General features: G+C 32.6%; 12 protein-coding genes. All 12 read right to left on the bottom strand.

The features are described from left to right. Window positions 1–15 precede the first annotated feature (15 nt). Complete coding sequence (locus M9897_07530) at window positions 16–1,176, bottom strand: IS91 family transposase (protein MCO5268729.1); 1,161 nt, start codon at window positions 1,174–1,176, stop codon at window positions 16–18. Then, a complete protein-coding gene (locus tag M9897_07525; GenBank protein MCO5268728.1) occupies window positions 1,173–2,024 on the bottom strand; it encodes a site-specific integrase in 852 nt (283 codons plus the stop codon). Before M9897_07525 ends, M9897_07530 begins: the two co-directional genes overlap by 4 nt. 212 nt (window positions 2,025–2,236) lie before the next feature. After that, window positions 2,237–3,406 carry a HEPN/Toprim-associated domain-containing protein gene (locus tag M9897_07520; protein MCO5268727.1) on the bottom strand — a complete coding sequence of 390 codons (1,170 nt, stop codon included), beginning with the start codon at window positions 3,404–3,406 and terminating at the stop codon, window positions 2,237–2,239. A 343-nt stretch (window positions 3,407–3,749) separates the two neighbouring features. After that, window positions 3,750–4,748 (bottom strand): virulence RhuM family protein, encoded by a 999-nt coding sequence (locus M9897_07515; GenBank protein ID MCO5268726.1) that lies wholly within the window; start codon window positions 4,746–4,748, stop codon window positions 3,750–3,752. Window positions 4,749–4,752: 4 nt separating this feature from the next. After that, window positions 4,753–5,745, bottom strand: a complete 993-nt coding sequence (locus M9897_07510) for a PD-(D/E)XK motif protein (GenBank protein MCO5268725.1) — start codon at window positions 5,743–5,745, stop codon at window positions 4,753–4,755. After that, entirely contained in the window at window positions 5,738–7,981 is a 2,244-nt protein-coding gene (locus tag M9897_07505; GenBank protein ID MCO5268724.1) for a Z1 domain-containing protein, read from the bottom strand. The genes M9897_07510 and M9897_07505 overlap by 8 nt, the downstream gene beginning before the upstream one ends. 3 nt (window positions 7,982–7,984) lie before the next feature. Next, the gene (locus M9897_07500; GenBank protein MCO5268723.1) at window positions 7,985–9,547 is read right to left on the bottom strand and encodes an ATP-binding protein; all 1,563 of its coding nucleotides are present in this window, start codon (window positions 9,545–9,547) and stop codon (window positions 7,985–7,987) included. Beyond that, the gene (gene dcm / locus M9897_07495) at window positions 9,531–10,913 is read right to left on the bottom strand and encodes a DNA (cytosine-5-)-methyltransferase (protein MCO5268722.1); all 1,383 of its coding nucleotides are present in this window, start codon (window positions 10,911–10,913) and stop codon (window positions 9,531–9,533) included. Before dcm ends, M9897_07500 begins: the two co-directional genes overlap by 17 nt. Further along, window positions 10,906–11,109: a helix-turn-helix transcriptional regulator gene (locus M9897_07490; GenBank protein ID MCO5268721.1), complete on the bottom strand. Its 204-nt coding sequence runs from the start codon at window positions 11,107–11,109 to the stop codon at window positions 10,906–10,908. The genes dcm and M9897_07490 overlap by 8 nt, the downstream gene beginning before the upstream one ends. A 434-nt stretch (window positions 11,110–11,543) precedes the next feature. Then, window positions 11,544–12,215, bottom strand: coding sequence for a hypothetical protein (locus M9897_07485; protein MCO5268720.1), 672 nt, complete (start codon window positions 12,213–12,215; stop codon window positions 11,544–11,546). Between the two features lie 51 nt (window positions 12,216–12,266). Next, the gene (locus M9897_07480) at window positions 12,267–13,445 is read right to left on the bottom strand and encodes a hypothetical protein (protein MCO5268719.1); all 1,179 of its coding nucleotides are present in this window, start codon (window positions 13,443–13,445) and stop codon (window positions 12,267–12,269) included. Window positions 13,446–13,629: 184 nt separating this feature from the next. Then, the gene (locus M9897_07475; protein ID MCO5268718.1) at window positions 13,630–13,869 is read right to left on the bottom strand and encodes a hypothetical protein; all 240 of its coding nucleotides are present in this window, start codon (window positions 13,867–13,869) and stop codon (window positions 13,630–13,632) included. Between the last annotated feature and the right edge of the window lie 72 nt (window positions 13,870–13,941).

The raw sequence follows: 13,941 nt of genomic DNA, 5'->3' as shown, positions 1-13,941 counted from the left end.
TCACTAAATATACTGTCACGAAGGCGCCCTTTCTATCGGCTTTCGAATGACCATGTGCCCCTTCTTACACTTCGGGCATAGCAAAGGATCTTGCTGTTTGATTTCTCGATATACCTCATAGGCATTTAAGCCTTCATACTTCGGAAAGAAACGTTCACTTTTGTTTATGGTGGCACATAACTCTACGTTTTCTTTTAGATGTCGCAAAGCTAAAAAACCAATGTACCTTACCTTGCAAAGACCTGAAGGCAGAATGTGCTGTAAAAATCGTCGGACAAATTCTGATTCATCCAATGTCATTACACTTTTAAGTCCTGCTTTCTTGTAGTTTTTGTAATAAAAAGTGACTTTCCCATTTTTATGACTGATAATTCGTTGATTGGAAATCGCAACTCGATGTGTGTAATTGCCAAGATATTTGATGATGTTATCAGGAGTAGTAAAAGGTTTTTCACTGTAAACAACCCACTTTTTCTGATAACAAGTATCTTTAATTTGCTTAAAATTTTGAATATCATCCGGCAGCTTTAATTTGCCGATAGCATACTCTTTTTCTAACGTTTTCATCAATAGTCCTCGAAAAATAGCACTTAAAACTTTCACTGGCAGAAAGAACTTTTTATGGGATGGCACCCATTCAAAGCCGTCTTCTGTTAAACCTCCCGAGGGAACAATCATGTGAATGTGTGGGTGGTAGGACATAGTTTGTCCCCAGGTGTGTAGCACTGCTACGCCTCCCATTTTAGCACCAAGATACTCGTTGTTTTCTCCGCATTGCATAAGTGCTTGACTGGCAGCCTTAAACAAACTATCATAAGCAATGCGCTGATTGATGTAAAACAACTTGTTGAGTGATTCTGGAATGGTAAAAACCAAATGAAAATGCTTCACTTCTGGTAAATTGCTTTTCAGTTTATCCACCCACTGTATTTTTCGTGTCATTTGACACTTCGGGCAATGTCTGTCTCTACATGAGTTGTAGGCGTTTCTGTAATGATGACAGTGATTGCACTCTGCAACATGTCCTCCTAGTTTTACTGTTCGACAAGCTAAAATAGCCTGAAATGCTTTTTCTTGAAAAGGATGCAAGTCATTCAGATTCAGTCCTTTGTTGAGTACTTCACTAAAAATATCGGACAACTCTACTTTTTGTCGTTTATTTTGCTTTGTTTTCATAAGCGAAGATCATCAAAAGGTGAGACAATGTTTTTTAAGCTAGCATTTGAAAGATGCAGGTAAATCGAAGTAGTTCGGATAGAACTATGCCCCATAAAAGATTGAATAATCTTTAGGTTAATTCCTTTGTCCAAGAGATGGGTAGCAAAACTATGTCGTAGCAAATGAGGGGTTACTCTTCTTTTGATGCCCGCTCTTTGTGCAGCATCATGAATTACTTTATCAAAAGTTCGGACACTCATCTTCTTCCCTGGATGCCCATTTGGTTCAAACAAGTAAACTTTTGGTCTAAAACACTTGTAATAATAGCGTAATTCCTCTAGGGTTTGCTTTGAAAGAATCGTTCTTCGGTCTTTCTTTCCTTTACCTTGACGCACGATAATAAAACCGTTTTCTGAGTCAATGTCCTTCGGTTTTAACTGCAATAATTCCATTTTGCGCAATCCTGCCGTGTACATGGTCATAATCATCACCCGATGTTTGATGTTTTGAGTACGCTCAATCATCAATTTAACTTCTTCCAAGGAAATAATTTCGGGTAGTTCTCGCGGCAATCTAGGACGTTTTATTGCAATGGGTTCCCATTCTTTTTTTAACACATCTTCGGTGTAGATTTTAAACGCACTAATCTTTTGATTGATATAAGATGGTGAAACTTTTTTTGACTTTACTAAATGATGCAAGTATTGTTTCAAATCCTCGCTGGTCAGTTTATCCAAGGTCTTGTTTGCATACGACTCGAAGACCTGCATAGTCTCACAGTAGCTTCTCACAGAGCAATCGCTGTAATTGCGAATCTCCATTTCTCGTTTTAACAGCGCTATGGCTGGGGAAAATTTATTCTCCATAACTTTTTGATTTTTAAAATGAAATCTAAAAGTTATGGAATGTTTTGGGAATTACCGACTTGGTCGGTTTAGTTCAACGGTTTTCGGCTTGCCGAAGGCGGCATTTTAACGCAAAATGTTCGCCCGAAGCAAGAACTACAAACTTAACATAAATCTTCGAATCGAGGCAATTATTGCCGCTTTTGGCAAACCGTTTGTTATGGGCTGGGCTTCTATTTATATGCGTTAAATATCTCATTCAGCAATTTGTTTAATTCTTCAATTTCAGTCACTTCTGTCTTTTTTAATTTCTTTCTAAAAGTTTCTTGAACATAGTTTTTATCCGCAATTTCACCTTGGTACTTCTTTTCTTTTTCTTCAAAGCCTTTCCATTGGATTGGAATGAGTTCGTTGTTTCTTGTTAGAACATCAGCTCCAAAATACATTTCAATTGAGCAAGCAAGACCATTAACATTCATTTTCTTTTTACCTGTTGGTCCAACTGTTGGATATTTTTTTGCAATAGAGATGTCTGGATACTTTAAAATTTTAATGTTTGCTGGAACTTTCTTAGGAGTCAATTTTTTCATCTCTTTAAGACCTGCTGTGTCATTGTCAAATAGAGCAATTATGGGATGCTTTACATTTGCCGCTGAAAAAGATGTTATTAATTTTACCAATGCAGATGCACTGCTTTCCACCTTGTACTCGTCAAAGTCTATAAAGTGATAATAATCCTTCAAATGCGGATATAGTTTTTCAATGCTTTTAGAGATAAATTCAACATCCGATTTACCTTCTGTTAGTATGATTATTTTTTCAGAGTCAACGTTTTTTGCCTGGTCTTCATATACCCAACCGCCATTAATTACATCAGTCAAGTCGTACTCAACAAAATCATTGTCAGACAAAACGCTGAGAATTGAATGTAAATGGCTATCCAATGAGAAACCATATACACCTAATTCTCCCGATGTCAAACTTTCTCTAAAATTTACATTAAGTTGGTCATAGGTAATTTCCTTAGAGTCAATGATGCTTTTGATTTCAGCTAAATATTGGTTGTATGTTATGCTACTTAGAGTAAAATTGTAAAATCCTTCTTGTCGTGATATTTTTTTTGCTTGTTGAAAATCCTTCTTTGCCTTTTTAAAAGATGCTCCAAAAATTTCTAAACGGTCTCTGCAAACCTTAACCGTTTGTCTATAACCTTTAAATTCAAAAGTCCCTTTTTCGTTTTCATATGCATCTCCCCAAACCAAACGATTTCTTGTTGAATATTTTCTTTTTTCACTAATAAAGTCTTCTGGCAGAAAAAGTGCATTTACAATTTCAGGGTAATACCAATTCTTGTTGTCAAAAACTGGATAGTCTGCAAAAGTTATTTGTGAAAAAGACCCCATTTATAAATTCTGTTTGTCGTTGTTTTGTCGGTTTTAGCCTTGCCCATAACGGGCTGGGGCTTGCCGAAGGTGGCATTTTCAGAACCAACTTTGAAACGAAGCACACACTTCAAATTTAACAATAATCTTTAAAACGAAGAGATGATTGCCACTTTTGGCAAACCACTTGTTGTAGGCTCGCCATCATTCAACGCTATATTTTTATTTTTACGATTCCCCGTATTTTTTATTTTTTTAGAAAGGGGAAAATCAATTTTTTATCGGGTAGGGAAGCAAGCTCTTTTGCAATTTTTGGTTTGTGCGTTGGCTTGTGCGAATTGCTAATGTGCTTGCTGTGTGTTGGTTATTTCGATTTATTGTCAATTTTTTTAATTATTTTATCAAAATCACTTTCTCCTATCATCTTTTGTTGTTGCTGTTTAAACTTGTCATATTCTAATTCTGCATTTGCTTTTCCTAATTCGTGAGAAATACTACCTGCGTTCGTTAATATTTCTCGGTCATTTAGTTGAAGGAATCCATTTAATTTATCAATCCAATCTTTCATATACATTGGGATTCTTCGTTGTGCTTGACCTTGTGCAAAAATTAAATATTGCTCAACCAAATTATTTAAAGCAGATAATTCATTTTCATTTAAATAGTTTTTAGCAATAGAAACATCTGATTTTCTAATTTTATTACCACGCCAATTTGTTAGTCCCATATTCTGTTTTGCACTATCTGCTCTGCTGTTGATAATTTCGGCTGCTGTTTGACCAGTGATAGCCCAATGCAGTTTGTTCTGAACTGTCTTGAAAAATTCTATGCTAATATCAAGCGTAGGGTCATAATCTACACTTGTTGCATATATGTCGGTAATTTTGCGATAAAAGCGTTTTTCTGAGGTACGAATATCTTGTATTCGCCTTTCTAGTTCCTCAAAATAATCGAATGGTAAATCTGGATTTTTTAACCGTTCATCATCTAAGACAAAGCCTTTTACGATATAATCTCTTAATTGATGTGTTGCCCATTGCCTAAATTTTGTGGCAATGTGAGATTTAATTCTATATCCTACTGAAATGATGGCATCAAGGTTGTAAAACTTTTGGTTTCTTTTGACTTCTCTATTACCTTCTTTTTGAACTTGTAAGAAATCCTTACAAGTTGAACTTTCCTCTAATTCACCTTCTTCGAAGATGTTTTTTAGATGAATTGTTATGTTTTGAGAAGTTGTCTGAAACAATTCCGCCATCATCTTTTGCGTCAACCAAACGGTTTCGTCTTGGAAACGAACATCTAATTTTGTTTCTCCATTTTCGGTTTGATAAATGATTATTTGAGATTTATTTTCTTGCATACTATTATTTTTTTACGTCAGCTAAATAGATGTTTAATATGCTATCTATATCTGTTTCAAGATGTTTTGAGTTCAATAGGTTACTTTCAAATTTAACATTTGAAACCTCCTTTGGAATATTGTTAAATTCAATTTGTGGAATTTCCTCTGATTTATAGAAACGTAGTGATTGTTTTGAAAAATCATAATTAAATTTGATATCATTAACTCTTTCTATATCTGTACCTATTGTTGAATAAACTAATAAATGTAATTTTTCTTTTTGCTTAGGAAAAGTTTCTAATTTTCTTTCAATTTTTCGAATGAGATCAATTATTCCCATTCCTGATGGACTTGAATTTACAAGTACAGAGGTAATGATTATATCAGTATTCTTAATTGGGTTTAATTGACCTGAACTAAAATGGTGTGTTCTGGATTTTCCCGTTGAACTTTTTACTTCTATTTGTAATTTTTCAAAACTAAAATCAAATTTCTCTTCGGGAATACTGTGCCATCCGATAATTAATTTTTCGGGATTATCGGATAGGTTTATTAGAAATAATTCGCACCATAAACCTTGAATTGATTTTTTGGGTGGTTCGTTAAACGATTTAAAAAGTTCAATGAATTTATCTACTGTTTTTTTGATCTTTTTATTCGTTGGATTTTGCCCTAAAGAACTGATTAGTACTTGACAAGTTTTGAGAAATATATCTTTAACACTTTCACTTTGTCCAATGTATGATGCTACTGAAAAGTTATTGTGAATTATTTTGTTCTCTGCTTCAATTTCACATTTCACATTGTGAGTAATCTGAATGTTAAATAAATTTTGATTAGCTACAAAAAAATCTTGGTTATCTTCTGAAATAAAAATCAAAAGACTTGGATTGTCATTGGAATCTTTGGCAATTCTATGATTATCAAATCCCTTAATGGTTATTGCAGAGAAACTATTAATATTATTTGACTTTGGCAAGGGAAGTTTGTCGTATATTTTCTTTAAATCAAGCATTCTCCTTTGAAATTAATGACTGTGAAAGACGTGCAGGTATCCATACTGCAATTGTGATGATGTTTTTATAGTCAGTATCTCTAAAATCTAAATTATGGATTTGAACAGTAACAAAATCATTAGATTTTATTTTTTCATCTCCGGGGTAAATCACTTCTCCAGTTCTCGGGTTCTTACCTTGGAATAATTGCTGAATTTCATCTTTTTTAGTTAGCTTTCGTACTCTTGAGTTTCCTTTTGACATTATATACACAAAACTATCTTCTGGTGGAAATTCATCTGTATATAAATCAATAACAGATTTTAAGTTTGTATAAGTAGTGGAGTCTGTTTGTCTTGTAAATTTTAAAAGTTGTAATAAGTCTGTAAATAATTCTTTTAATGGAAGTTTTGCTATAAGATTCTTTTGCTCTTCAGTTCGAGCATTATGTCCAGAATCCTCACTAAATAAATCTCTGTGTTTTTTAATGAAATCATCCACAACCTCTCTGTTGTTTTTAATAATAATTTCACTGTCGTGAGGTGCCCTTATTCTAACCCATTTGTTACCAAAAGTGGTTCTTGTTAGATCCTCTGATAATACATTTTTGCGAGTTAATTTAAACATCTCATCTAAGACAAATCTTCTTTCTAACTCGTCTAAGTGTTGCCCAGAAAGTTTGTGTTCTAATAATTTTTTACGAATATCTTCTTCGTGGTTTACATATTCACTAAACATATGAATATTTTCAGCATCAAGATAGACCCGACAATGCCCAAGATAGTCTCTTTTATAACCAAAAAATCTCGCTCTCTGTTGTAAAGTGTCTGCATTTCCTACTCCCTTATTTCGTGGCATATAAGTAATGGTTAACCCCTCTACAGTAAAACCTCTATCCATTGCCTGTCCTCCAACAAGTATAAAAGAGTAGTTACTGCCCCAGTCAACTGAACTGCCAGCTTGGGAATTCAACTGTTCAACTGCTGTATTATTAATATTATGTCCTAATACTTCTAAAAGTTCATCAAAGGGTTGTACTTCAGGAGCATTTGCTTTTAAATCTTTATAAGCTTCCCTGAACTCTGAAATATATTGTTGTTTTGTTTCATCATTATTTGGTCGTTCCAATAGGACTTTCCCCCATTCGTTTTTAATAAGTGTAACCCATTCATAATAAATGCCGTGGTCATCAACTAAACGAGAGGGGTGAACCATCATCGAGCGGTTTTTGGGATTTCCTTTTTTATCTCCCATCAAATAACCCGAAGTAACACTTAGAAAAAATATTCGCATCGCTTCTTTTAAACTTTCAGGAGCTTCATCAAAAATATTGTCTTCATTGTAAATTTCGGAGTAAGGAATCTCTCTTAATATAAAGTGATTTTCTAAACAAAATTCCCGTCCTCCCGTATATTTCTCTCCTGGAGTTAGTAATTGAATAAAATTAGGGGAAAGGTTGTCTAAAATATTTATGAATAAGGGGGCTTGAGGTGTAGCAGTGTATTGAATAAAAGTATGGTGAGGTAAAATGTTTTTCAAATCTCTTATTCTACTATATATTGTGCTCATTTCTTGTTCTGTATGAACTCCGGTTTCTTTTGCTCTCTTAGCATTGGAACTCGCCTTCGTATTCATACTAGCTTGGTCACCTTCATCATCAATTATTAAAGTAGGAACGTGTGTTAAATCAATACGTCTAAGCACAGCGAGTAAATTTCTGAGATGACTAGTGTTTTTCATTACAGTAATTAGGAGAGTTTTCTTGAAATCAGCAGGGGTATTAGGTTTTCTCCAATTTTGAAGTTCTCTGTCGATTGTATTTTTATCTTGTGGATTTCGACTAGGATCTTTGGGATTATTGAGCATTACCCATTTTCTATGAAAACCTTGATTTATTCCTAAATCATTTTGTAGTCTATTATAGGATTGGTCAACTAAATTTGTTGAAATACCAGCCAAAATAATTACAATTTGATAATTGTTGTCTCTTGCTAAAGCTGTTAATGCAGTAAAAGATAATGTTTTTCCACTTTGCACATATCCGAAAACTAACCCTGTGTCATCATTTGTTGGTAGGTCTGGATTACCACATAATTTCATTATCTCATATGCTTCTTTCCTAACTTTATCTTTTGATTCTACGTCGTTGTTGAAAACCTTATTTAAAAGTTTTTCCGTTTCCTCTCCATATTGAGGTGTCCAATTGTTATTATTTGTAGCGTTAGACATTATATTGATGTTTTCGATTTCTGACATACTTTATAGTTTTGATAGCGAACCGAGCAAAAGCTCATTCATATTATTTCTTAATTCTGTTATTGGTGCGCCAGATTTTTTGACGATTATTTCAGACAAACCTAACGCTACTACCATTCTTAAAAGAGGTTCTATAACTTTATAGTCATCTCCTGCAAATTCCACCATAAATGGATGAATAAGTGATAATCTTACACCTATATTCTTGAAATTTGGTGTGCTTTCAGGTATTAAGTGGTCTCCGACTTGGATTAGCTCATCAATTGCTTCATCATAAGACAACTCTATATGAACCATATAATCAATATTCGAAATATTTAATGGAAATTTTTTGTAATAGGATTTAGAAACTTCCTCTAAAGTTGGCTCTTCAACTACATTTGAAATTGGTCTAGAAATAACATTTTGAACATCTTGGGATATGTTATTTTGAATTTTATTAGTAGTATTGTCAACTACCTTTTTTGAGACTTTTTGATAGTTTTTTGCACTTTCCCTAACCCTGTATCTGTCGGCTTGTTTTAAAATAGGAATTGAATCAGTTCCTTCTAATTCTTCTTTTAATATTTCTAAAAAGGCTTCCATATTATCGTCCCATTGAAAACCGTCTTTTGTATGACTTACTTTAAACCCTTCGAGATGTAGTTCCCCAAAGAGCCTTTTATATCTATGGCTTCCTAAAGAGCCAGATAGGGCAGGTGGTCTAAAACCTTCATCATTATCTGCACTTCCTTCAATCACTCTTCCTCGTCTAAATAACGCAAATCCACTATCACTAACAGACATTGTTTCCATAATGGCAATAAATCCTTTAGCCCTTAGTTTTCCTCCATTTCTATCATTACCAAAATCAAAATCAACTTCTTGTTTCCAATAGATGTTTTCACCGTCTGGTGTTTCATAATATGGTACGTTTAAAATTTGTGGTGAAGTATAGGTTAGTTTTTCTCCGTTAATATATAGATCAAGTATTTCTTTCCTAAAGAAGTCCCTATAAATACTTGCCAAATGCCTTTTTACTTTACCTAACCCTCTCCTTATAGGCATTTTTTCATCCACATCATAAAGAGTTATTACGGTATAATGAGAATTAGGATTAGCATTGTTGATTTCAATTTGCAATTCTTCAATCTTATCCTCTACAATTTTTGAAATATCAAAAACTACTGTACGTTCTATTTCTTCACTTAAAGCTTTTGATTTGACCTGCCATTTATTGGAAAACCAACAAGCGGCTGATTTCATACCCATACCAAATTCAGATAATCTGGAATTATCAGGAGGTAATTCTGCCGCTCTAAAAGCTCTCTGATAATCTCTGGAATGAATACCAGCAGCGTTGTCTTTTATTTGAATACGATTGTTATGGTTGTCGAATTCAATATCAACTCTTAATCTAAAATTTTCTCCTTCAATCTCTTTTAACTCATCTTCATTTTTTAAATAACTATCAATTGCATTATCTACAAACTCAGCTAAAGCATAATACGATTTATAGTTAAGGTGTTTTAAAACTGAAAGGATTGTTACACCTGGTCTAATGCTTACATTATTTAGTTCCTTCATATACCAAGTCTTTTTTATTTTGAGAGTTAATGATTACTCCATTAAGTGTTTTTACTTTAGTTTCAGTACTAATAAAATCAGATGGATTTTGAATTAGTTTTTCAGCAATTAATCTGACTATTTTAGAATTAACGGCATTTCCCAAAGCTCTAAAAGCTGCATTATCGTTTTCGGGTAGTTGAATGCCTTCTAGGGATTGTAATCTTAGTCCTTCTTCTCTAGTTATATAACGATTTTGCCAGCCAATAATCGGGATTTGTGTATTTGTACAAACGAGTGACGGGAAAAAGTCGGCTTTTTTTACTCGTATGCCAGATGCTCTGAATTGTATAATATAATTTTCTATTTTTCTTTCTCCATCACCAACATTCCATTCCAATTTTTGCCAACTCTGGGATGGACTTTTTGCTATTTCAGAAATTACTTTCTGTATGTGTTTTTTGTTTTCTTCGTAGAACTCTCTATTTTGTCTAATATAATTCCTTTTCCAATTAGGAAAAGCTTTTTCAACTCTTGAATAACTTGGCAAATTGGCTCTCTGTTCTGCTTTTGACATTCCATCCAAACTAACTCCAAAATTCCCTTTGTATTTACCAAGATTTTTTGCAGATAATTTTAAAGGGTACGATTTATCATAAGGATATGTTGCTCCAAACTCCATTCCCCAAATTGGAAAGCCTGGTAATTTGGTGTCTTTTGGTATTTGGTCAATAAATGTTTGCCAAAGTTTTAAAAATTCCTGATTGGGTTTAGGTAGTTCTTTAAATACAGCTGGTTCTTCTTCTACGAATTGATGAATATCTATTAATGGAGACTTTTGTTTGTCAATATCATCAAATGAGAAATGGTCTAATCCATTTAATGAACCTACAATAAAAATTCTCTTTCTGTGTTGTGGTACTCCAAAATCTTGAGGAGAATAAATTTGGTAATTTACTTCATAACCCAATGATGAGAGTTCGTCTTGCATATATTTCCACGTCTCTTCATTATCGTGTTGTTTTATAAAGGGAACGTTTTCTAAGATGAAATAATTTGGCTTTCTAAAATTAAGGATTTTAATTATTTCATCGAATAATGTCCCTCTGTCATCTTCTCTTCCTAATTGCTTACCTGCTTTTGAAAAGGGTTGGCAAGGAAATCCAGCACACAAGATATCGTGTTCGGGAATAGATTCAATTTCATTATCAACTATTTTTTTTATATCTCCCTGTGCTTCAATACCCCAATTTTGTTTATAAACACTTCTTAAGGTTATATCAAGTTCACTTGCAAATACACACTCGTGTCCAAGTTCGTGTAATGCTTTGTGAAAACCACCAAGACCTGCAAATAAATCTATAAATTTTAATTTCTTTTTAATCATTCGTTTTTGAACTTTTCATTAACAAATCTCTCGCATCAACGTTTAAAAGTTCAGCTATTTTGTATAAGTCCTCAATGCTTGGTTGTCTTCTGTTTTGCGCATATGAGTTTATCATATTGTAGCTTTTGCCAAGTTTTTTGGCGAGCCAAACTTGTTTAATTCCTTTTTCTTTTAAAACCACTTTTATTCGGTTCATTTTAATTGTTATCTAGTATTTCATCTGTTACAAAAATAACTTAATTTATTAATCTCATCTCATTAAATGAGATAAAAAAAGCTCATTTAATGCAATAGTATTGGCAAAAAAATGGCTCTTTTGGTTTTTTGCGTTTGGCTTGTGTGTTGAAAAAACCAAATGTGCCATTTGAGCGTTGGCAAAAATTGTTTTCCCGTGCGTTGGCAAAAAAATAAAAATACATTTCTGTCAAAAATCTTCATCTACTCTGTTCGTCTGGCTTGCCTACAACGGTTTGGCGGCTTGACGCAGGGCGGATTTATCGACAAATGTTGATACGAAGATAATACTTTTTTCTTTTCGAAAATGTTCAATCGAAGCAATTATCTCGCCTTGCGTTCAAACCGCTTGTTATAGGAAGCTCTATTTCAAAAATTAAATAAGATATAGGATTTTTAGCGTTGTGTACCATATTTTTGCGAATGACCTTGTGAGATTAAAAGACGGTCATAAGTTGCTTTTTTTAGCCAAGTAGCATTTTTGATTTCTTCTTTGGAATCAACAACTTCAGACGCTAATTGATAAGCTATTTTGAAATCACTTGTTTTTTGACCATGATGAAAAATCATTGCTAAATAGAATTTCTCTTGATTATTTAGATTTAATTCACCATTTTCATATTTGGAAAAGTATTTTTTAGCTGTTTCTAATCTTCTTATATCTCTTTTATTAACGATGTCGCCATATTTTTTAAAAACATATGATTTTAAATATTTCCTGTCCGATTGGTCTGTGTTATACAATAATTTAATTTTTGTTGTTATGGAAAGAGAGCTATCATTTAAAGGATTAAGATTTTTATAAGGCAGTAATGTATTAATAAAAACCCCTAATAATAAGAAACAAATTAAAACCAAAGATGCCTTAATTTTTTTTGATATGTTTTTTCTTTTGACTATCCATACAATTGATATCGATAATATAAATAATAAATTTATTATAATAATAACAATCCAAATAAAACTAGAGTATTCTAGAAGAAAGCTACACACTAATATTATCGTAATAACAATTAACGAAGTTAATAAATTTCTATTCATTTTGATACGATTAATAAATTCATCCAACGCCTCGTATTTATTTTAATATTCAAACGTTGGATGAATTTAGGTTGATTTTTAGTTATATTGAAGACAAACTGTAACCGAATCAATTGGAATACGAACACTAATAAAATTTAAGTTATTTTTTGTTTCTACTATGTAGTCAATATCTTCAGAAAGATTATGTTTGTTTCCATCAGGATCAACATATGACAGAACTTCTAATTTTTTATTTGCTGGCAATGTAAATACTCCAAAATATCCATTTGAGTATTGCTGATCACCTGTTGGGGATGTAAAAGCTTCAATTATTTTATTTTCTTGATTATGAATAATTGAAAAAACTGTTGCCCGAGTGTGATAATATTCAGCGAGAATTGAAAATTGATAAGCCTGAATATCATTAACATTTGGTGGGTAGTACTCGTATAGACTAACTTTATCTAGCTCTACTTTAAGCGGTAGAGAAAGAGGAATAAAATCATCAGGCAAATTAGCTGGCTTAATATGATAAAGCCCTTCTTTTATTGCGTATTGAGGCCAATAATAATTTGATTGAATTAAATCACCATTGATAGCTCTTAACTCAGATTGAAACGGCTCCTTGTTGAAAGTGTCAATTATATGCTCTTTATAATTTGCTTTTCTAATACCTGCTAATTGCAGAGAGTCATTAATTTGCTCAAATTTATAATCAAACTTGCCTGGATACAAACTACTGGAACTACCAAAGCTTCCTGTTAAGTTAACATTTGGGGGAAAACATATAGACCAATCCAATGAAGCGGCTGTAGTGGTAGAACTTATTGTTGCTGAATTTGGTCTATTGGTCAAATTAATGTCAACCCATACTCCAATGTCAACTATTTTTCCTTCCTTAGCGTCAATATTCCCTGTCAAATGTTTGTTTTCCGCATCCCATTTCCACTTTAATTTCGCTTCTGCATCTTTTTCCTCAAAAATAATGTAAGGAGTTGTCTGCTCAACTACTTTTGAACGATCCAAGCAGTGAAATATAAAATCATATTTCTTATTTGGTTCTAAGTTTAAAGGAATTTGCTCCATAGTGTCATAACCGCCTGATGTCCAAACAACTCTTATACTTGAATTAGAAGGAATTTCAGCTATAATCTTATTTACATTCCTATATTCTAGAATTGTATCACCATTAGAAATAACCACTCTTTTTGTTATAAATGGATTCATATTCTCATCCATAAAGGATAAATTAATTTTAGAATTTGTTGCTTCCATAATAAAAAAATTAAATTAAACAATAAAATACATAGCTAATTTACATTGTTTTTTTCATTTAACCAAAAAAATAAAAAAACAAGTTTGTTTTTATTAAATCTATGTTGAAAATATTGTATTATTAGTTATTAGTGTTTATTCAGAGTTTCCTATAACTCTATACGATTGTATCGTTATTTTTCTTTCAAATATACATAAAATCAGGAACAAAAAATACCCATCCCCATTTTTTTGAAAATGAAGCCAATAAAGCTAAAATAAAGAAAATTGATGATACAATGAAGTTGAACGAAGCCTGAGTAATAATTGAGCTTGAGATGGTTTTAGGAGCTATGGGCATGGTATTCTCTCGAATAATATTTCGATGATGAAAAAGCGTTTTTAATTGCTTTTTTGGGCTCTGAAAAGAATAAACCCCATTCATTCATATCGTTTATTTTTACAATATGTTACCGATAAGACATACCTATCCCGTTACGGTTTTGTCCCGTTTTAA

The sequence above is a fragment of the Brumimicrobium sp. genome (assembly GCA_023957385.1).
Classification (GTDB): Bacteria; Bacteroidota; Bacteroidia; order Flavobacteriales_D; family Crocinitomicaceae; genus Brumimicrobium.
Note: the sequence above shows the minus strand (reverse complement) of the source record. Positions and strands in the feature narration are given on the sequence as shown.

Excerpts from the sequence above, each read along its gene's own strand:
- M9897_07475 (MCO5268718.1), bottom strand. The coding sequence starts at position 13,869 with ATGAATGGGGTTTATTCTTTTCAGAGCCCAAAAAAGCAATTAAAAACG.
- dcm (MCO5268722.1), bottom strand. The coding sequence starts at position 10,913 with ATGATTAAAAAGAAATTAAAATTTATAGATTTATTTGCAGGTCTTGGT.
- M9897_07505 (MCO5268724.1), bottom strand. The coding sequence starts at position 7,981 with ATGTCAGAAATCGAAAACATCAATATAATGTCTAACGCTACAAATAAT.
- M9897_07525 (MCO5268728.1), bottom strand. The coding sequence starts at position 2,024 with ATGGAGAATAAATTTTCCCCAGCCATAGCGCTGTTAAAACGAGAAATG.
- M9897_07520 (MCO5268727.1), bottom strand. The coding sequence starts at position 3,406 with ATGGGGTCTTTTTCACAAATAACTTTTGCAGACTATCCAGTTTTTGAC.
- M9897_07510 (MCO5268725.1), bottom strand. The coding sequence starts at position 5,745 with ATGCTTGATTTAAAGAAAATATACGACAAACTTCCCTTGCCAAAGTCA.
- M9897_07490 (MCO5268721.1), bottom strand. The coding sequence starts at position 11,109 with ATGAACCGAATAAAAGTGGTTTTAAAAGAAAAAGGAATTAAACAAGTT.
- M9897_07515 (MCO5268726.1), bottom strand. The coding sequence starts at position 4,748 with ATGCAAGAAAATAAATCTCAAATAATCATTTATCAAACCGAAAATGGA.
- M9897_07480 (MCO5268719.1), bottom strand. The coding sequence starts at position 13,445 with ATGGAAGCAACAAATTCTAAAATTAATTTATCCTTTATGGATGAGAAT.
- M9897_07530 (MCO5268729.1), bottom strand. The coding sequence starts at position 1,176 with ATGAAAACAAAGCAAAATAAACGACAAAAAGTAGAGTTGTCCGATATT.
- M9897_07500 (MCO5268723.1), bottom strand. The coding sequence starts at position 9,547 with ATGAAGGAACTAAATAATGTAAGCATTAGACCAGGTGTAACAATCCTT.